This window comes from Streptomyces chattanoogensis (genome assembly GCF_001294335.1).
Classification (GTDB): domain Bacteria; phylum Actinomycetota; class Actinomycetes; order Streptomycetales; family Streptomycetaceae; genus Streptomyces; species Streptomyces chattanoogensis.
In genome coordinates this window covers 310,348-328,896 of the sequence record NZ_LGKG01000001.1, presented here as the reverse complement: position 1 = coordinate 328,896, position 18,549 = coordinate 310,348, and the positions used below count along the sequence as shown (strand labels likewise).

Below are 18,549 nucleotides of genomic sequence, written 5' to 3'. Positions count from 1 at the left end.
GGCCCCGTCCGTCAGTCGTTGGCGACGACGGGGTACCGCGGCTCCCGCTCCGCCATCTGCTTCAGCGCGTCCTTGCGGTCCCGCTTGGAGAGCCGGTCGATGTAGAGGTAGCCGTAGAGGTGGTCGGTCTCGTGCTGGAGGCAGCGCGCGAAGTAGCCGGTGCCCTCGACGGCGATCGGCTCACCCTTGGCGTTCCGGCCGCGCACGACGGCGTAGTCGGGGCGGGCCAGCTCGGCGTAGGCGCCGGGCACCGACAGGCAGCCCTCGTTGGAGTCGTCCAGCACCCGGCGCTCGGCCGGCAGCTCGTCCAGGACGGGGTTGCAGACCGCGCCGACGTGCCGCACGCCCGTGTCGTCCATGCAGTCGTAGACGAAGACCTTCAGGTCCACACCGATCTGGTTCGCGGCGAGGCCGACGCCCTCGGCGGTGCGCTGGCTGGCGAACATGTCGTCGATGAGCTGGGCGAGCTCGTCGTCGAACGCGGTGACGTCCTTGCACTCCTGGTGGAGCACGGGGTTGCCGACGACCGTGATCGGCCGCGAGGTGCCGCGCTCGCGGTGCGCGGCCTCACGCTCGGCCGCGTCCGTCACATCGTCGATGAACTCGCGGTCCACCTGCTGCTCACCGTCTTGATCAAACACAGGCTGCTGCGCCATGTCCGCCGTATGCCTTCCTGAAAACCCTGAAACCCTGAAAACCCTGATGAGTCGCCCTACAGCCTACGGGGACCGGGGGCGTCGCTCAGCAGACCTCTTCGAGATCGCGCCACTCCCGGGTGTCCGGGCTGTCCGCGACCCAGCCGTCGAGGAGGCCGCGGACCAGGGCGGCGGGCGCCGCGATACCGCATTCGCGCTCGGGGACCCACAGCGAGCCCGAGCCCGCGGTGCGGTGGCCGAGCGGGCCGGGATGGCCCGGTTCGCTGTGGTCGTGCGGGTCGAGGTGTTCGCCGTCGCCCTCGTCGCTGGGCATCCGGCTCTCCGAGCAGGTGCGGCACAGCAGGCGTACGGACGAGGACCAGTCCTCGGCGGCGAAGCCCGCATCGGCCGCCAGCCGCTCCAGGGCGTCCCGGTCGGCCTCCGAGGCGGCCTCCAGGAGGACCACCCACGTGGGGACCGGTGAGGGCGCCCACAGCTCGATCTCGTCGAAGACCGGATAGGCCCGTGTGGCGCCGTCGGCGCCCGCTGCGGTGGTCCGCTCGCCGTGCGGGACGCCGTCGTGCAGCACGACCTCGCCCCAGCGGCGCCCGGAGGACGGCAGCGGGATGGACAGCACCTCGATACGGGCCGGGTCCAGCCGGCGGCCCCAGACCACCTCGGCCTCGCCCTCCGGGGAGAGCCGCACGGCGGCGCTGCCCAGGGCCATCCCGACCGGCTCACCGGACGGCGAGCCCTCGCCGGGGACCCTGAGGCCGTACGCCTGCCAGGCGCGGCGGGCCAGCGGCCAGTCCTGCAGGGCGGTGGCGGCGATGCCGACGTTCCACCAGTCGGGCGCCCCGGTCCCGCGGTCCAGCAGGGCCACGGCGCGCAGACCGGCGGCCCGCGCCTGCTCCCAGTCGTGCCGGAACTTGTGCAGCAGCGCGAGGTTGAACCAGGACTCCGACAGCCACGGCTCCATGTCCGCGGCCCGGGTCAGCAGCGCCCCCGCGTCCTCGTAACGGCCGTCGCCGATCAGCGTGAAAGCGCGGTCGGTCGCCTGCCGCCACGAGGCGGAGGGCCGGTGCCGTACCTTGCCGAAGATCCTCACGATTCCCGCCTGCTGGTTGCTCTCGATGCCGCTGCCGGGGGTGTCCCGCGCGGCGCCCTGGGCCCTTGTGGGGGCCCACTCGACAACCTGCCACAGATTGCCGTCGGACTCAGCCCGATTGCTGCGCCCCCTGCGGCTCCCCTGCGGCTTCGTGCCCTGCGCCGGCCCCCTGAATCCCCCTGGGACATGTCCTATGGGGCTTCCTTCGCATCCAACCATGCCCATCTCACAGGGCGCTCATTACCCATGGGTTCCACGACGGACGACGGACCGCACCCGCCGCTTCTCTCACCTTGTGTGATGCCGTCGACACCGCGCGCACCGCACCGCGGGGTCCGCGCTCCCCGCTCTCGCCGGCACTCCCTCCGTCACCCGCCGCACGCTGCCCGCCCCGGCACCCGCCCCGCCGCCAGGACCCGGGCGAGCGCCTCGACGACCCGGGGCTCGTGGTCCTGCGCGGTGGACAGCCGCAGCCGCTCCAGGGCGCGCAGCGGTCCGCCGGGGCCCGCGGTCCCCCGCGCCAGGTCGTCGTAGGCGTTGACCGTACGGACGATACGGGCGGTGACCGGCTGGTCGCGGAACGGATCGGCCTGCCGCTCGACGATCACCGCGACCTGCGCCGGGGCGCCGGTCTGCCGGACAACGGCGCCGCCCAGCAGCGCGATCCGGCGCTGTTCGTCGGGTGGCAGCGGTGCGGTCGCGCCGGCCGGGACCGGGTCCAGGAGCGAGAGCTGGCCGATGTCGTGCATCAGCGCGGCGTATTCGAGGACATCCAAGTCCGGTTCGCTCAGCCCCAGTTCGCGGCCCACCGCGCGGCTGAGCGCGGCCACCCGGCGGGCGTGGCCGGGCGGGGTGTATCCGGCGATCTCGGTGGCGCGGGCCAGCGAGGCGATGGTCTGGCGGTAGGTGGCCCGTACGGCGGCGAAGCGGCGGAAGGCGAACTGCGTCAGCAGCAGCGGCAGGGCGCACACCGGCAGCGCCCAGAGGCCGGCGACGGCGGTGGTGAGCGAGATGACCACCCCGGTGGCACAGATGGCGGTGCCGATGCCGAGCAGCGCCCGCAACTCGTCGCGCAGCAGCGGACCGTACGGCCAGCCGGTACGGGCGCGGGCGAGGGCGGCGGCCAGCACCGCGTCGCACAGCATGGTGAGCACCAGCAGCCCGACCAGCAGGAGCGGGTGGAGCCGGCCGTCGGCGCCCCACTGCACCAAGGTGCCGGTGTGGTAGAGGGGTTGGAAGCAGGTGGCGGCGAAGCCGGCGGTCAGCACGCGGCGGGCGAGGTGGTCGCGGGCATGGGCCCGGCCGAGCGCGAGATGCGGGACGAGTCCCACCAGGACGGCGGCGAGCACGACCGAGACGGTCCCCGCCACACCGTGCGCCGTCGGCCGCCCGCCCGCCTCGCCGAGCAGCGCATACGCGAGCGCGCCGGCCGCGCCGAGGGGGGCGCTCTCCCGCTCGCCGGGGCCGGTGGTGCGGTCGGGCCCGCGGCGCAGCAGCTCGCCGGCGGCGATCAGCACCCCGAAGGCGAGCGCGGTCCCGGGCTGCGCCAGACCCTCCCACAGCGTCCGCCCGAGGCCCCAGACGGCGAGGACGGCGGCCGCGGTGTGGACTGCGGTGACGAGGGGGGCGCCTGCGCTGCGGGGGAGGGTCATGGCGCACCGTCCCGGCGGCCCGGGGGCGCCGCTTCGGGCACCGTCGCGCGCGGCCGCGGAGGAGTGACGTTTCCGCTCCCGGGCTCCGCCGCCGTCACCAGGCCGGGGTGCCAGCCGTGCCGCTCCAGCGACGCGGCCAGCGCCGCCACCATCCGCGGGTCGAAGTGCGTCCCGGCACATCTGCGCAGCTCCGCGACGGCGGCCGGGACCGGGCGGGCGCGGCTGTAGGAGCGGTTGGAGGTCATCGCGTCGAAGGCGTCGGCGACCGCGACCACCCGGGCGGACTCCGGGATGTGGTGGCCCGACAGGCCGTAGGGGTAGCCCCTGCCGTCCAGCCGCTCGTGGTGGTGCAGGATCGCCGCGCGGGCCTCGCCGAGGAAGCCGATGCCGCGGACGATCTCATGGCCGTACTCGGGGTGCAGCTCGATCACCCCGCGCTCCTCGGGCGTCAGCGGTCCGTCCTTGCGCAACAGCCGGGTGGGGACGCCGAGTTTGCCGACGTCGTGCAGGATCCCGGCGAACCGGAGCATCTCCGTCCGGTCCTCCGCCATGCCCAGCTCCCGGGCGATCATCACCGAGGCCCGGCCGACCCGTTCGCTGTGGCCGCGGGTGTAGCGGTCCTTGATGTCCACGGCCTGGACCAGGGCGCGGATGGTGGCCTGGTGGGCGGCGCGTTCACGGTGGTACTGGGCGAAGACCCAGCACGAGAGGTACATCGGCAGCAGCACGAGCAGCGCCGCCGGCGGTCCGTACGCGCTGCGCCACAGGACCGCCATCATCAGCCCGGCGAGCCCGTGGACCAGATACGGGCCCAGCGAGGAGGTCAGCAGTCCGCGCCAGGCGGTGCGGGCCGGGTGGCGCTCGGCGGCGATGAGGATGCCGCCGTCCAGTGCGGCGAGCACGGCGCAGAAGGCGAGGGCGGCGGCCGCGGCCGGGAGCAGGACGAGCGGGAACTGCGGCGCGGACAGCGGGTGGTGGCCGAGGGCGTCGGTGAGGACATGGCCGAGCCGGGAGGCCGCGCAGCAGGCCAGGGCGAGTTCGGCGGCGTGCCAGATCCTGCGGGCGAGCGCGGAGCGGGGACCGGCCGGGGCGGTCAGGGCTCCGGGGACGGCGACCAGCGCGGCCAGGTGCGGCGGCAGCAGCAGGGCTCCGGCCAGGAGGACGGGGCTGGCCCAGCCCGCGGGGAACGCGCCGGAGGCGGCCGTCAGGGGGCAGCGGCGCAGCTGTTCGCACAGTCCGTAGAGGGTGGTCAGGGCCAGGGTGCCGGCCCAGGGGGCTGCGGCGCCGGTCCGTAAGGCGGGGGCGGCACACAGCGCCGCGGCCAGGGCGGCGCAGCCGATATACCCTCGCGCGGCCGCCGGAAGTCCCCGCATCGCGCCTCCTCACGCTGCCCCGTGGCGCCGCGTCCGCGGCACGCCTGGGTTCGGTGAGGATAGAGGCGCCGGAGCGCCGGGGACGGCGCATCAGCGGATCGGGCGGGACGAATCACCCCGCCCCTCACCCCTTGGGGTGAGGTACCGCGTTATTCGCCCCGCGCGGCCTCGGCATGTGCATCGGCCGCATCGGCGGTGCCGGACGACGGCTCCCGCTGCGCCTGTTCCTTCCGGGCCTGTGCCTGCTCGCGCTCGGCCTGCTCGTTCTTGGCCTGTTCGAGCACGCTGACCTCGGGCACGGTCTCCCCGGCCCGGATCAGATCGATCCGGCCCATGACCTTGGAGCGCAGGTCGGTGGGGACGTCGTCATGGCCGCAGCAGCGCTTGACCAGCTTCTTGACGGCCTGCTCCAGTCCGTACTTCTCCAGGCACGGCGAGCATTCGTCCAGATGCACCTGGAACTCCGCGCACTCCCCGGCGGGCATCTCCCGGTCGAGATACTCGTAGAGGTGGTCAAGGACCTCTGAGCAGTCCTTCTCGTGCGGCTCTCCGCAGCTCATGATCCCGCGCCTTTCCGGTCGTGCGACCCCGATGTCCGCGCGGCCTGCGGGTCCGCGGCCGTCGCACCCGCGGGGACCAGCCCGCGTTCGCGGGCGTAATCCTCCAGCATGCCGCGCAGTTGGCGGCGGCCGCGGTGCAGACGGGACATCACCGTGCCGATGGGTGTCCCCATGATGTCCGCGATCTCCTTGTACGCAAAGCCCTCGACGTCCGCGAGGTAGACCGCAATGCGGAATTCCTCCGGGATCGCCTGGAGTGCGGCCTTCACGTCCGAGTCGGGGAGGTGGTCGAGGGCCTGGGACTCGGCGGACTGCAGGCCGGTCGACATATGCGACTCGGCGCGCGCCAGCTGCCAGTCCTCGATCTCGTCGGCGGCGCTGCGCTGCGGCTCCCGCTGCTTCTTGCGGTAGGTGTTGATGAAGGTGTTGGTGAGGATGCGGTACATCCAGGCCTTGAGGTTGGTGCCCTCCCGGAACTGGCGGAAGGACGCGTACGCCTTGGCGTACGTCTCCTGCACCAGGTCCTCCGCATCGGCCGGATTGCGCGTCATGCGCAGCGCGGCGGAGTACATCTGGTCCAGGAAGACGAGGGCGTCCCGCTCGAAGCGCGCGGTGCGCTCGGCGTCGCTCTCCTGCCGGCCCGCGGTCCTGTCCTCAGCCGTGCCGTCGGTCCCTGCGCCGGTACCGGTGACCGGACCCACCTCCTCCAACACCGTGACGGATCCGGATACGGACCCCCTCGAATCGGAGAATAGACGACGATCAGGGGCCGCCGCCGCTCCAGCCGGGGCAGGCTGTGTCACCTGCATCTGCGACCACGGCAGATCGGCGGCCGGGCGGGTGGCGCAGGCGATTCCCATGCGGCGGACTCCCATTCCTCGTGCTGCGTGCGCTGGACGTACTGGATCCATACGCCAGGCACAACAGCCGCGGGCGGCGCCGCATTCCCCGTTCGCGGAGTTGTTTCACAGATATCGATGCAGCCGCCGGCCCGCACGAGGCCACCGCGGCCTCGCCCTCAGCCGAACATCCCGTCGAGCCACTCCGCCACCGCGTCCGTGATCACGGCCATCGACGCCGCCTCGGCGACCCCCGCCGACTTGGGCACCGCGAACCCGTGGTCCCCGTACGCCACCTCGGTGATCTCCGTGTCCGGCGGGAACTCCTCCGGCCGGCCGAACGGGTCGCGGCCGCCCTGGACGACCAGTGTGGGCACCCCGGCACCGGTCAGCTCGTCCGCACGGGACTTCTCCGGCCGGCCCGGCGGGTGCAGCGGGAAGCTGAGGGCCAGGACGGCGTGCGCGCCCAGTTCGCGGGCCGTACGGCAGGCCACCCGGGCGCCGGCGCTGCGGCCGCCCGCCACCACCGGCAGGCCCGGCTTCTCCAGGGCGGGCCACAGGGCCGTCCATCCGGCGTCCAGCGTCCTGGGCGCGGGCGCCACCTTCTTCCCGGCCACCCGCCACGGCTGCTCGACCAGCGCCACGGGGTAGCCGCGGGCGGGCAGCACGGCGGCCAGGGCACGCAGGTCGCGGGCCTCGATGCCGCCGCCCGCGCCATGGCTGACGGCGATCACGGCCCGCGCCGGCTGCACATCACGGAACCAGGTGATGCGGGCGTCGCCCGCCGGGGTCGCGACCGTCTCGCTCTCGTTCGCCCTCGTACTCATACGTCCATCCTGCCCCGGCCGGGCGGCCGCTCCGGAATCGGCTCTCAGAACAGCGTGCCGACCTCCGGGGCCGCGAGCTCCTCGAGCAGTTCGGGCCCGTTGTTGCGGACGTTGCTGACCTCCGTCCGCACCGGGTAGGCGCGCATCAGCCCGGCCGGCGGCGGGGCCAGCAGGGCGCGCAGGTCGTCGGGGTCCGTACGGGCCGGGTCGAGCCAGGCGTCCCAGCGGTCCGGGGTCAGCACCAGCGGCATCCGGGGGTGGATGTCGGCCAGCGACTGCGGGCCCTCGCCCCCGGTGGCGCCGGCCAGCGGCGTGGTCTCGGCCTCCGTGGTGACGACCGTGCAGGTCACCCACCAGGCCAGCGAGTGGTCCGGCGGCAGCGTCGGGTCCCGCCAGAACTCGTACAGCCCGGCCATCGCCATCACGGAGCCGTCGGCGGGCGTCACGAAATACGGCTGCTTCCGCGGCCGCTTCTTCCTGCCCTGCTCCTCCAGCTGCCGCTCGGCGGCGGCGGTGACCCACTCGAAGTAGCCGTCACCGGGCAGCAGGCACCGGCGGGCGCCGAAGGCGCGCTTGAAGGACGGCTTCTCGTGCAGCGTCTCGGCCCGCGCGTTGATCATCTTCGCGGCGCCCTCGGGTGATTTCGACCACGACGGGACCAGGCCCCACTTGAGCGTGCGCAGCTGGCGCACCGGTCCGGGCGGGAACGCGGCCGCCGCCTCGCCCTTGACGGGCCGCTCCAGCACCGCGTGCACACCGGCCGTCGGGGCGACGTTCCAGCTGGGGGCCAGGGTCTCCTGCGGTTCCCACTGCCGGACACCGAAGGTGCTCACCAGGTCCTCGGGCTGACGACTCGCTGCATACCTACCGCACATGCGTGCCACACTGCCATGCCACACGAAGGGGAGACATGGATACCGACCACATCTCGGACGTCTGGGACCGCGTTTTCGGGGTCCAGCCCGACCCCTCCCTCTGGCTGGTGATCGCCACCGGGGTGGTGGCGCTGGGCGCCGTCGTCCCGCACACCGCCTGGCGGCTGTCGCGGAATGCCGTGACCATCGCGCACGAGGGCGGGCACGGGCTGGTCGCCCTGGTGATGGGCCGCCGCCTGCAGGGCATCCGGCTGCACTCGGACACCTCGGGGCTGACCGTCTCCCGCGGCAAGCCGACCGGGCTGGGCATGGTGCTGACCGCCGCGGCGGGCTACACCGCCCCGCCCCTGCTGGGCCTGGCGGGCGCGGCGCTGCTGGCCGCGGGGCACATCACGGCGCTGCTGTGGGGCGCCACGGCGCTGCTGATCGCCATGCTGGTCATGATCCGTAACGCGTACGGCGTGCTCACCGTCGTCCTGGCCGGTGCCGCCTTCCTCCTCGTCTCCTGGCTGACGACTCCGTACGTCCAGGCGGCGTTCGCGTACGCGGCGGTGTGGTTCCTGCTGCTGGGCGGCGTACGTCCGCCGTTCGAGCTGATGGGCAAGCGGCGACGGGGCGGAGCCGTGGACTCCGACCCGGACCAGCTGGCCCGTCTCACCCACGTCCCGGCGGCCGTCTGGCTCGGCCTCTTCCACGTGGTGTCGCTGTGCTCCCTGATAGGCGGCGGGCGCTGGCTGCTCGGGATATGACGAGCCCCCGAGAGCTCCAGCGCACTACCAGGGCCATGTTTCGTCTGGGTTGCGCCACTTTTGATCAAGATGGGAGTCCTTGCCCAGCCATTAAAGTAAGGGCATGACCGAGAGCCCCGCACTCCCTGCCCTGTGGCCCGCCCCGCTCGCCCCGGGGGCCGTCGATGCAACCGTCACCGTGCCCGGCTCCAAATCGGTCACCAACCGCGGCCTGGTCCTGGCCGCCCTCTCCTCCGAGCCGGGCTGGCTGCGCCGCCCGCTGCGCTCCCGCGACACCCTCCTGATGGCCGAGGCGCTGCGCACCATGGGCGTCGGCATCGAGGAGACCGCCTCCTCCAGCTCGGCCGGTTCCGCGGGCGCCGACGCGCTGCCCGGCGGCGGCGAGGCCTGGCGCATCATCCCGGCGGGGCTGCACGGCCCGGCCACCGTGGATGTCGGCAATGCCGGAACGGTTATGCGCTTCCTGCCGCCGGTCGCCGCGCTCGCCGACGGCCCCATCCGCTTCGACGGCGACCCCCGTTCGTACGAGCGTCCGCTGGGCGGCGTCATCGACGCGCTGCGTGCCCTGGGCGCGCGGATCGACGACGACAACCGCGGCGCGCTCCCGATGACGGTGCACGGCGGCGGTGCCCTGGAGGGCGGCGCGGTCGAGATCGACGCCTCCTCCTCGTCCCAGTTCGTCAGCGCCCTGCTGCTGTCCGCCCCGCGCTTCAACCAGGGCGTGGAGGTCCGCCACGTCGGCGCGGCGCTGCCGTCCATGCCGCACATCCGGATGACCGTCGACATGCTGCGCAGCGTCGGCGCGCAGGTGGACACCCCCGAGTCCGGTGGGGAGCCCAATGTGTGGCGGGTCACGCCGGGCGCGCTGCTCGGGCGCGATCTGGTCGTCGAGCCGGATCTGTCCAACGCCCAGCCGTTCCTGGCCGCCGCCCTGGTGACCGGCGGCCGGGTCACCGTCCCGGACTGGCCCGAGCACACCACCCAGCCCGGTGACGCGCTGCGCGAGATCTTCACCGCCATGGGCGGCTCCTGCGAGCTGACCGAGCACGGGCTGACCTTCACCGGCAGCGGCAAGATCCACGGCGTCGACGTGGATCTGGGCGAGGTCGGCGAGCTGACCCCGGGCATCGCGGCCGTCGCGGCCCTGGCGGACTCCCCGTCCACCCTGCGCGGCGTGGCGCATCTGCGGCTGCACGAGACCGACCGGCTGGCCGCGCTCACCAAGGAGCTCAACGAACTCGGCGGCGATGTCACCGAGACCGCGGACGGCCTGCACATCCGGCCTCGCCCGCTGCACGGCGGCATCTTCCACACCTACGAGGACCACCGTCTGGCCACCGCCGCGGCGATCATCGGCCTGGCGGTCGAGGGCGTGGAGGTGGAGAACGTCGCCACCACCGGCAAGACCCTGCCCGACTTCCCCGCGATGTGGACGGCCATGCTCGACCCGGCCGCCGTCCCCGCCCGGAGAGCTTGAGGGTTACGCCGCCATGCGCCGCTACGGCAAGAACCCCGACGAGGACGACATCCGTGTCCGCCCCAACCCCAAGGGCAACCGCCCTCGCACCAACATCCGCCCCAAGCATCTGGACGCGGGCGAGGGCCTGGTCCTGACCGTCGACCGCGGCCGGCTGACCTGTCTGGTCGAGGGCCGCACGGTCACCGCGATGAAGGCCCGCGAACTGGGCCGCAAGAGCGCGGTGGTCGGCGACCGCGTCGCCGTCGTCGGCGATCTGAGCGGCGCCAAGGACACCCTCGCCCGGATCGTCCGGGTCGAACCGCGCACCTCGACGCTGCGCCGTACGGCCGACGACGACGACCCGTACGAGCGGGTGGTGGTCGCCAACGCCGACCAGCTGGCGATCGTCACCGCGCTGGCCGACCCCGAGCCGCGCCCCCGTCTGATCGACCGCTGTCTGGTCGCGGCGTACGACGCCGGTCTGGATCCGCTCCTCGTCCTGACCAAGTCCGATCTGGCCTCCGCCGACACCCTGTTGGAGTCGTACGGCGCGCTGGGCGTCCCGTACGTCGTCACCAACCGCGAGGAACTCGCCGACGGCAGCGCCGCCGAACGCGTCCGGGAGCAGCTGACGGGCCGGATGACCGCCTTCGTCGGGCACTCCGGGGTGGGCAAGACCACGCTGGTCAACGCCCTGGTCCCGGAGCGCCGCCGGGCCACCGGGCATGTCAATGCGGTCACCGGCCGGGGCCGGCACACCACCACTTCGGCGCTGGCGCTGCCGCTGCCGGACGACTCGGGCTGGGTGATCGACACCCCAGGCGTACGGTCCTTCGGGCTGCACCACGTCGACCCCTCGCGGGTCATCCACGCCTTCCCCGACCTGGAGCCGGGCACCGAGGGCTGCCCGCGCGCCTGCAGCCACGACGAGAAGGACTGCGCGCTGGAGGAGTGGGTCGCCGAGGGGCACGCCGATCCGGCCCGCCTCTACTCCCTGCGGCGGCTGCTCGCCACCCGGGAGCGACGCGAGGGCGACTGATCCCGCGAATCGGCTGCCGCCCGTCCGGGGTAACTGCATAATCGCCCCGAGACGGCGGAAGAACAGGCGAAAAGGGCGGCCACACGGCCATTGGGCGTCACCGGGCCGAAGTGGTCAGCGACCTGACGGAGGCAATGGGACATGGCGTGGCTGCTGGTCGTGGTGGCGGGGATCCTGGAGACGGGGTTCGCGGTCTGCCTCAAGCTCTCCCACGGCTTCACCCGCCTCTTCCCCACCATCGCCTTCGCGGCCTTCGCACTGGGCAGCTTCGGACTGCTGACGCTGGCGCTGCGCCGGCTCGACGTCGGCCCGGCCTACGCCGTGTGGACGGGCATCGGCGCGGCCGGCACCGCGATCTACGGCATGGTCTTCCTGGGCGATGTGGTCTCCACCCTCAAGCTGGTCTCCATCAGCCTGGTCATCGTCGGCATCATCGGACTGCAGCTGTCCGGCTCCGCCCACTGAGCCACACCGCCCCGGCGGTGTCCCCGGCTCCCCGCCCCGCACCCGTACGAACGCCCCCCGCACGAGCCGTGCCACCGCCTCCGGCCCGGTCCGGTCCGCTGTGCCCGCGGGGGCGACGACGCAGGACAGGGCCAGCCGGGCGGCGGTCTCGCAGGCGGTGCCGAGGGCGGGCAGCTCCTCCTCGGGCCAGTCCGGCTCCAGTGCGGCGACGGCCCGGTCGCAGAAGCAGCCGACCAGTTCGGCGGGCCGCGGCCGCGGCGGGGTGGGCAGCCGGCCGCCCCAGCAGCCCGTCAAAGCGGCCCTGACCAGCGGATTCCTGCGTGCGGTACGGACCGTCCAGGCGGCCGCGGCCACCACCCGGCCCGCCGCGTCGCCGCCGGCGCCGACCGGGGGCCGCCGGGTCAGTGCCCGTTCCACGCCCGCCAGATAGTTGTCGGTCTCCCGCCGTACGAGCGCACCGGCCAGCCCCTCCTTGCTGCCGAACTCGTTGTAGAGGGTCTGCCGGGAGACCCCGGCGGCGGCCGCGACGTCCACCATCCGGACGTCGGCCCACGCCCGGCGCGTCAGCTCCGTGTACGCGGCGTCCAGCAGGCACTCCCTCGCTGCGGGCATCCGTCGCCTCCCCGGCAGGTGGCCCAAAGGGCCGTCGTGCGCACAGAATTGACGGGGCACCAGGGGCTGTCAAGGGTCGTCGCACACCCCATCGTCACGTCCTTCGTGCGCCGCGCGGGGGTCGCCCGGCGGCGATTGCGCGGCCAGTGGAATGACCCCGCGCGCGGGCCGGGCATGGCCAGGTGGCTCCCGCGTATACCAGTAGATACTGTTCGCACATGCCCGACTATCACGATGATCTCCGCCTCGGCCATGTCCTCGCGGACGCCGCCGACGCCGCCACCATGGAGCGGTTCAAGGCCCTTGACCTCAAGGTCGAGACCAAACCGGACATGACGCCGGTGAGCGAGGCGGACAAGTCCGCCGAGGAGCTGATCCGCAGCCAGCTCCAGCGGGCCCGGCCGCGTGATGCGGTGCTGGGCGAGGAATTCGGCAGCGAGGGCGCCGGGCCGCGCCGCTGGATCATCGACCCGATCGACGGCACGAAGAACTACGTCCGCGGGGTCCCGGTCTGGGCCACACTGATCGCCCTGATGGAGCGCGGCGAGGGCGGCGACCGCCCGGTGGTCGGCATCGTCTCCGCGCCGGCCCTCAACCGCCGCTGGTGGGCCGCCGAAGGCCTGGGCGCCTTTACGGGCCGCAGCCTGACCTCCGCCACCCGGCTGCAGGTCTCGCAGGTCGGGCGCATCCAGGACGCGTCGTTCGCGTACTCCTCGCTGACCGGCTGGGAGGAGCGCGGCAAGCTGCCCGGTTTCCTCGATCTGAGCCGGGACTGCTGGCGCACCCGGGCGTACGGCGACTTCTGGCCGTACATGATGGTCGCCGAGGGCACGGTGGACATCTGCGCCGAACCGGAGCTGTCGCTGTGGGACATGGCGGCCTGCGCGGTGGTCGTCCAGGAGGCGGGCGGGCAGTTCACCGGCCTGGACGGCAAGCCGGGCCCGCACAGCGGGAACGCGGCGGCGTCCAACGGCCTGCTGCACGAGGATCTGCTGACCTATATCGGCGACGCGCGTCACTGACCTGCGAAGGGGCAGTTTTTCGGACAGGCGTCCAGCACTTGCCCCTTGAAGCATCTTGTTGTGCCGGGCGAAGGCATGTGAACATGAGAATCCCCCCGTTTGTGAACTTGTGAATCCGTTCGCAAGGCGGATTCACAAGGCGCATGCGCAAGGCACATGCTTCAAGGAGGTGGCTCCGCTCCATGCCCATGCTCGTCAAAGACGCCATGAGCACGGTGGTCCTCACCATCGGGCCCGCTCACACCCTCCGCCAGGCCGCACAGCTGATGGCGGCCCGCCGGGTCGGCGCGGCCGTCGTCCTCGACCCCGATACCAGCGGGCTCGGCATTCTCACCGAGCGCGACATCCTCAACTCCCTCGGCGCGGGCGAGAACCCCGACCGGGAGACCGCCCAGCTACACACCACCTCCGACGTGGTCTTCGCCGCGCCGGACTGGACCCTCGACGACGCCGCGGATGCCATGGTGCGCGGCAACTTCCGCCATCTGATCGTGCTGGACGACCGCGAACCGGTCGGCGTCGTGTCCGTACGCGACATCATGCGCTGCCGGTCGACCGTACTGGTGCGGGCCGACGCCGTCCCCGCCTGAGCCCTCATCCGGGCACCACGAAGAGGCCGGAGCCCCTTGGCATCCGGCCTCTTCGCTTTTACGGCAGCGACGCTTGAGCAACCCCCACGGCGAGCAACCACGTCCGCGAGAGCGGCGGCGGTTCAGCCGCAAAAGGGGGCGGCGTTAGCCGCGCAGGGCCTGGACCGCGGCCTCGAGCCGCTTGCCGTAGTCTGCGTCCGCCTTGCGGAAGTTCTCGATCGCGCGCTGGGCGATGTCGTCGCGGGAGACCTGGGCGATGAAGCCCGCCAGGTTGCTGATCAGGCGGTCCTTCTCGTCCTCCGACATCAGGCGGTAGAGATTGCCGGCCTGGACGAAGTCGTTGTCCTCGGCATGCGAGGGCGCGGCGGTCTCGCCCGTGGCGCCGGTGACGGCGGCCGGCTGCCACAGCGGCCGGCCGGTCTCGACGGGCCCGCCGAAGCTGTTGGGCTCGTAGTTCTTCCGTCCCCCGTGGCGGCCGTCGTAGAGCGCACCGTCCCTGCCGTGGGTGCGCGCCTCGGTGGCGTGCGGGCGGTTGACGGGCAGGTGGTCGGCGTTGATGCCGACGCGGTAGCGGTGGGCGTCGCCGTAGGCGAAGAGGCGGCCCTGGAGCATCTTGTCGGGGGACGGGCCGATGCCCGGCACGAAGTGGTGCGGGGAGAAGATCGACTGCTCGACCTCGGCGAAGATGTTCTGCGGGTTGCGGTTGAGCTCCAGCTTGCCGATCTCGATCGGCGGGTAGTCCTCGTGCGGCCAGACCTTGGTCAGGTCGAACGGGTTGAAGCGGTAGTTCGCCGCCTCGGCCGCCGGCATGATCTGCACCTGCACGGTCCAGGTCGGGAACTCGCCGCGCTCGATGGCCGTCCGCAGATCGCGCTGGTGGCTGTCGGGGTCCTCACCTGCGAGCTTGTTGGCCTCGTCCTGGGTGAGGTTCTCGATGCCCTGGTCGGTCTTGAAGTGGTACTTGACCCAGAAGACCTCGCCCGCCTCGTTGTTCCACTGGAAGGTGTGTGAGCCGTAGCCGTTCATGTGGCGGTACGACGCCGGGATGCCGCGGTCGCCGAACAGCCAGGTCACCTGGTGGGTGGCCTCGGGCGACAGGCCCCAGAAGTCCCAGACGTTGTCCGCCTCCTGCGAGCCGGAGTACGGGTCGCGCTTCTGGGTGTGGATGAAGTCGGGGAACTTCATGGCGTCCTTGATGAAGAACACCGGGGTGTTGTTGCCGACGAGGTCGTAGTTGCCCTCTTCGGTGTAGAACTTCAGGGCGAAGCCGCGCGGGTCGCGCACCGCGTCCGCGGCGCCCAGGTTGCCCGCGACCGTCGAGAAGCGCAGGAACGTCTCGGTCTGCTTGCCGACCTCGGAGAGGAACTTGGCGCGGGTGTACCGGGTCACATCCGCGGTCACCGTGAAGGTGCCGTACGCACCGGCGCCGCGGGCGTGCACGATGCGCTCCGGGATGCGCTCGCGGTTGAAGTGGGCGAGCTTCTCGATCAGGAGCTGGTCCTGGATGAGGCCGGGTCCGCCGATGCCGGCCGTCTCGCTGTTCTGGTTGTCCGCGACCGGGGCCCCGGTCTCCGTGGTCAGCGGTCCGGTGCTGCTCTCTACCGACACGTGCGCCTCCTGAAGTGATCTCCACCTGTCCCTTGGCTTGCGCCGGTCACGATCCTACATTGGACATTGTCTAAGTCAAGAAGTACCCGAAACTCGTACCCGATCCGGTGAAGGACGGGTCGCTGCTACCCTGGCCTTATCTGACTGATAGGTGATTGGCATGAGTGACCTGCTGGAACGGCTCCGGGGACGCGGCTGGCGGCTGACCGCGCAGCGACGCGTCGTCGCCGAGGTCCTCGACGGGGACCACGTCCACTACACCGCCGACGAAGTGCACGCCCTGGCGACCGAGCGGCTCCCCGAGATCTCCCGCGCCACGGTCTACAACACGCTGGGCGAGCTGGTCTCACTCGGCGAGGTGCTCGAGGTGAGCACGGACGGCCGGGCGAAGCGCTACGACCCCAACGCCCATCACGATCACCAGCACCTCGTCTGCTCCCGGTGCGGCACGATCCGCGACGTCCACGTCCAGGGCGATCCGCTCTCCGCCCTCCCCGAGCCGGAGCGCTACGGCTTCGACATCTCCGAGGTCACGGTGACCTACCGGGGCATCTGCCCCCACTGCAGCGGCCATCACTCCTGAGCTCCGGGACACCCGAGCCCGCGCCCTCCATGGCGGCGGGCTCCTTCGCGTGCCCGCCTGACGGCCCGTCACCTCGTCGGTGAGCGACACCATCCGGCCATCGGCGGAGGGAAACGCAAGCACGACAAAGGCCCGGATCCTCAAGGAATCCGGGCCTTTGCCTTCAGTAGCGGGGACAGGATTTGAACCTGCGACCTCTGGGTTATGAGCCCAGCGAGCTACCGAGCTGCTCCACCCCGCGTCGTTGTGCCCTTACTCTAACCCCGCGCCGACGACCAGCGCAAATCCCTTTCCCGACCCCTGGGCCCGGCCCGTGGGACCGGCCCAGGACCGGGCTCATGGCCCCGGCCCTGGCCCCCGGGGCGCCACTACGCGCTGAGCTCCTCCTGGAGCACCGTACGCAGCCGGGCGGCGCGCTCGGCGACCTCGGGCGGGCCCAGCTCGACGGCGCGCGCACACCAGCTCTGCGCCTCGGCGAGCGCCCCGCGCCGGGCGGCGAGCAGCGCCAGGCGCAGCGCCGCGCGGCCGTGCCCGTCCTCGGCGGCTTGCTGCCACCACATGGCGGCCTCGGGGAGGCTGCCCTCCCGGGCCAGCAGCAGGCCGAGGTTGAAGGCGCCGTTACGGCTGCCGGCCTCCGCCGCCGCGCGGTACCAGGACGCGGCCTCGACCACATCGCCCTGGGCCGCCGCGAACATGCCAACCCGGACCTGGGCGCGGCGGTGCCCCTGCCGCGCGGCTCGCTCGTACCACTGGGTGCTCTCGTCCTCCGCGGTCCGGTCGCTGTCCGCCAGCCCCTCGCCCGCCGCCGCGGACCTGCGGTCCAGGAGATCCGCGAGCCGGAAGGCCGCCTCGGCGCTGCCGCCGCCGGCCGCACAGCGCAGATTGCGCTCCGCGTCCTGAAGTTCACCGTCGCGCAGCTGCACGATGGCGACCTGGAGCGCCGCCTCGGTGTGCCCGGCCGCCGCCGCCCGCTCGTACCAGGCGTGCGCGGTGCGCTCCTCGCCGCGCCCGGCGAAGAGGATGCCGAGGTTGAAGGCGGCGTCCACGCTGCCGGCCTCGGCCGCCTTGGAGAACCACGGTTCGGCGCCGGCGGCGTCGCCGCGCTGGAGCAGCAGGATGGCGAGGGCGTTGGCGGCCTCGCGGTGCCCGGCGTAGGCGGCGCGGCGGTACCACTGCTCGCCGCCTTCGGCCCGGCCCTGTTCGGCGCAGAGCAGGCCGATGTTGTAGGCGCCGTTGACGTCGCCGGCGTCCAGCGCGACGCGGTACCAGCGCTCGGCGGTCTGGAGTTCACCGCGGTCGGCGTGCAGCGCCCCCAGGGCGTTGGCGGCGTTGCCGTCGCCGTCCTGGGCGGCCCGGCGCCACCACTCGGCGGCGCTCTCCTCGTCCCCGGCGTCGCGCAGCAGGAATCCCAGCGCGCAGGCGGCCCGTGCCTCGCCGTCCTTGGCGGCGGACAGGTACCAGCGACCCGCCTCCTGGATGTCGCCCCGGTCCTCCAGGAGCGCGCCCAGCTGAAGGGCCGCCCGCCGGTGGCCGCGCGCGGCGGCCTGGCGGTACCACTGCTCGGCCTCGGCCTGCCGGGTCAGCTCGCCGTAGGCGGGCACCGTACGGCGGTCGCCCTCACGGCCGTCCTCGATGATCCGGGCGAGGCGGTAGGCGGCCTCGCGGTGGCCGCGCTCGGCGGCCGCGCGGAACCAGCCCTCGGCGCCGATGTCGCCGCGGTGCTCGAGGAGGTCGGCGAGGGCGTACGCGCCCAGGCAGTGGCCGGATTCGGCGGACTGGCGCAGCCAGTACTCGGCGGCCGGCTCGTCGCCGCGCTCGCGGTAGTGCCGGCCGAGGGCGTGGGCCGCGGCGGCGGAACCGGCGACGGCCGCGATCCGCCACCAGCCGGCCGCCTCGTCCCCGTAGCCCCGCTGGTGGAGCAGTACGCCGAGGTTGTTGGCCGCGGCGCGGTCGCCGGCCGCGGCGGCGGAGCGCAGATGCGGCTCGGCGCCGTCCAGGTCGCCGCGGCGCAGCAGCATCGCGCCGAGCGCGCTCATCGCGGCGGTGTCACCCGCCTCGGCGGCCCGGCGGTGGCCGGTCTCGGTGACCGCCTCGGATGCTTCGCCGGCCTCCGCGGCCTCCATCGCATCCATCGGCACCTCGGATTCGCGCCCGTCGTCGGGCGCATGCACAAACCGGTCCGTCTCCAACAACCTTGCCTTGTCCCCCATAACAGCCATCGTCGCATCACCTGTAACCCGCGTACACCTGGTATACCGCAGCCAGTGAGGTCACTTCAGCGGTTTGTCGACTTCCCGACACGGCGACTTGTCAAACTCAAGCACACAGGTTCGCCACATCGGTCGTTCGACGCGGCCTTGCCCAGCACCTACCGAAAACGCCCACATCACACATGACGAAGGCCCGGATCCTGAGATCCGGGCCTTCATCTTCCGTAGCGGGGACAGGATTTGAACCTGCGACCTCTGGGTTATGAGCCCAGCGAGCTACCGAGCTGCTCCACCCCGCGTCGTTGTGTCCTCACGCTATCACGATGCGGGTGGGGCGTTTCGC

General features: G+C 72.6%; 17 protein-coding genes, 2 tRNA genes and 1 pseudogene. 7 read left to right on the top strand and 13 right to left on the bottom strand.

Translation table 11 applies throughout. The annotated features are described in order from the left end of the window. Positions 1–11 precede the first annotated feature (11 nt). The 8 genes from def to ADL29_RS01405 all read right to left on the bottom strand — a co-directional run bounded on the left by def (position 12) and on the right by ADL29_RS01405 (position 7,869). Positions 12–656 (bottom strand): peptide deformylase, encoded by a 645-nt coding sequence (def, locus tag ADL29_RS01440; RefSeq protein ID WP_053921957.1) that lies wholly within the window; start codon positions 654–656, stop codon positions 12–14. A gap of 85 nt (positions 657–741) precedes the next feature. Beyond that, a complete protein-coding gene (locus ADL29_RS01435; protein ID WP_053921956.1) occupies positions 742–1,743 on the bottom strand; it encodes a tetratricopeptide repeat protein in 1,002 nt (333 codons plus the stop codon). Between the two features lie 368 nt (positions 1,744–2,111). Next, a complete protein-coding gene (locus ADL29_RS01430) occupies positions 2,112–3,395 on the bottom strand; it encodes an HD-GYP domain-containing protein (RefSeq protein ID WP_053921955.1) in 1,284 nt (427 codons plus the stop codon). Continuing rightward, positions 3,392–4,768: an HD-GYP domain-containing protein gene (locus ADL29_RS01425; RefSeq protein ID WP_053921954.1), complete on the bottom strand. Its 1,377-nt coding sequence runs from the start codon at positions 4,766–4,768 to the stop codon at positions 3,392–3,394. Before ADL29_RS01425 ends, ADL29_RS01430 begins: the two co-directional genes overlap by 4 nt. Positions 4,769–4,917: 149 nt before the next feature. Beyond that, positions 4,918–5,328 carry a mycothiol system anti-sigma-R factor gene (rsrA, locus tag ADL29_RS01420; protein WP_046926083.1) on the bottom strand — a complete coding sequence of 137 codons (411 nt, stop codon included), beginning with the start codon at positions 5,326–5,328 and terminating at the stop codon, positions 4,918–4,920. Next, positions 5,325–6,029, bottom strand: coding sequence for a sigma-70 family RNA polymerase sigma factor (locus tag ADL29_RS01415; protein WP_211274235.1), 705 nt, complete (start codon positions 6,027–6,029; stop codon positions 5,325–5,327). Before ADL29_RS01415 ends, rsrA begins: the two co-directional genes overlap by 4 nt. A gap of 317 nt (positions 6,030–6,346) precedes the next feature. Further along, positions 6,347–6,994: an alpha/beta hydrolase family protein gene (locus ADL29_RS01410; protein ID WP_053921952.1), complete on the bottom strand. Its 648-nt coding sequence runs from the start codon at positions 6,992–6,994 to the stop codon at positions 6,347–6,349. Between the two features lie 44 nt (positions 6,995–7,038). After that, positions 7,039–7,869: an SOS response-associated peptidase gene (locus ADL29_RS01405; protein ID WP_053921951.1), complete on the bottom strand. Its 831-nt coding sequence runs from the start codon at positions 7,867–7,869 to the stop codon at positions 7,039–7,041. 35 nt (positions 7,870–7,904) lie between these two features. Between ADL29_RS01405 and ADL29_RS01400 the strand changes: the two genes are divergently transcribed. The 4 genes from ADL29_RS01400 to ADL29_RS01385 all read left to right on the top strand — a co-directional run bounded on the left by ADL29_RS01400 (position 7,905) and on the right by ADL29_RS01385 (position 11,581). Next, positions 7,905–8,618: a M50 family metallopeptidase gene (locus ADL29_RS01400; protein WP_053921950.1), complete on the top strand. Its 714-nt coding sequence runs from the start codon at positions 7,905–7,907 to the stop codon at positions 8,616–8,618. A 103-nt stretch (positions 8,619–8,721) separates the two neighbouring features. Beyond that, positions 8,722–10,095: a 3-phosphoshikimate 1-carboxyvinyltransferase gene (aroA, locus tag ADL29_RS01395; protein WP_053921949.1), complete on the top strand. Its 1,374-nt coding sequence runs from the start codon at positions 8,722–8,724 to the stop codon at positions 10,093–10,095. A 13-nt stretch (positions 10,096–10,108) separates the two neighbouring features. After that, the gene (rsgA, locus tag ADL29_RS01390) at positions 10,109–11,116 is read left to right on the top strand and encodes a ribosome small subunit-dependent GTPase A (RefSeq protein ID WP_053921948.1); all 1,008 of its coding nucleotides are present in this window, start codon (positions 10,109–10,111) and stop codon (positions 11,114–11,116) included. A 141-nt stretch (positions 11,117–11,257) separates the two neighbouring features. Next, on the top strand, positions 11,258–11,581 hold the full coding sequence (locus ADL29_RS01385) for a DMT family transporter (RefSeq protein ID WP_046926090.1): 324 nt from the start codon (positions 11,258–11,260) through the stop codon (positions 11,579–11,581). A 39-nt stretch (positions 11,582–11,620) separates the two neighbouring features. Here ADL29_RS01385 and ADL29_RS40325 read toward each other — a convergent pair. Continuing rightward, a pseudogene (locus ADL29_RS40325) lies at positions 11,621–12,193 on the bottom strand (TetR/AcrR family transcriptional regulator); the annotation flags it as partial. A 218-nt stretch (positions 12,194–12,411) separates the two neighbouring features. On the opposite strand from ADL29_RS40325, the gene hisN reads away from it, so the two are divergent. Continuing rightward, positions 12,412–13,215, top strand: a complete 804-nt coding sequence (hisN, locus tag ADL29_RS01375; protein WP_053921946.1) for a histidinol-phosphatase — start codon at positions 12,412–12,414, stop codon at positions 13,213–13,215. Between the two features lie 188 nt (positions 13,216–13,403). Then, the gene (locus ADL29_RS01370) at positions 13,404–13,805 is read left to right on the top strand and encodes a CBS domain-containing protein (RefSeq protein WP_053922217.1); all 402 of its coding nucleotides are present in this window, start codon (positions 13,404–13,406) and stop codon (positions 13,803–13,805) included. Positions 13,806–13,949: 144 nt separating this feature from the next. Here the strand turns inward: ADL29_RS01370 and ADL29_RS01365 are convergent, their stop codons facing one another. Next, complete coding sequence (locus ADL29_RS01365; RefSeq protein WP_053921945.1) at positions 13,950–15,413, bottom strand: catalase; 1,464 nt, start codon at positions 15,411–15,413, stop codon at positions 13,950–13,952. A gap of 160 nt (positions 15,414–15,573) precedes the next feature. Here ADL29_RS01365 and ADL29_RS01360 point away from each other — a divergent pair, with 160 nt between their 5' ends. Beyond that, entirely contained in the window at positions 15,574–15,996 is a 423-nt protein-coding gene (locus ADL29_RS01360; RefSeq protein WP_046926095.1) for a Fur family transcriptional regulator, read from the top strand. Between the two features lie 167 nt (positions 15,997–16,163). On the opposite strand, the gene ADL29_RS01355 is transcribed toward ADL29_RS01360, so the two are convergent. The 3 genes from ADL29_RS01355 to ADL29_RS01345 form a co-directional block, all read right to left on the bottom strand. Further along, a tRNA-Met gene (locus tag ADL29_RS01355) sits at positions 16,164–16,237 on the bottom strand. Positions 16,238–16,364: 127 nt separating this feature from the next. Then, on the bottom strand, positions 16,365–18,215 hold the full coding sequence (locus tag ADL29_RS01350; protein WP_211274225.1) for a tetratricopeptide repeat protein: 1,851 nt from the start codon (positions 18,213–18,215) through the stop codon (positions 16,365–16,367). A gap of 216 nt (positions 18,216–18,431) precedes the next feature. Further along, positions 18,432–18,505 (bottom strand) — tRNA-Met (locus ADL29_RS01345). Positions 18,506–18,549: the final 44 nt, after the last annotated feature.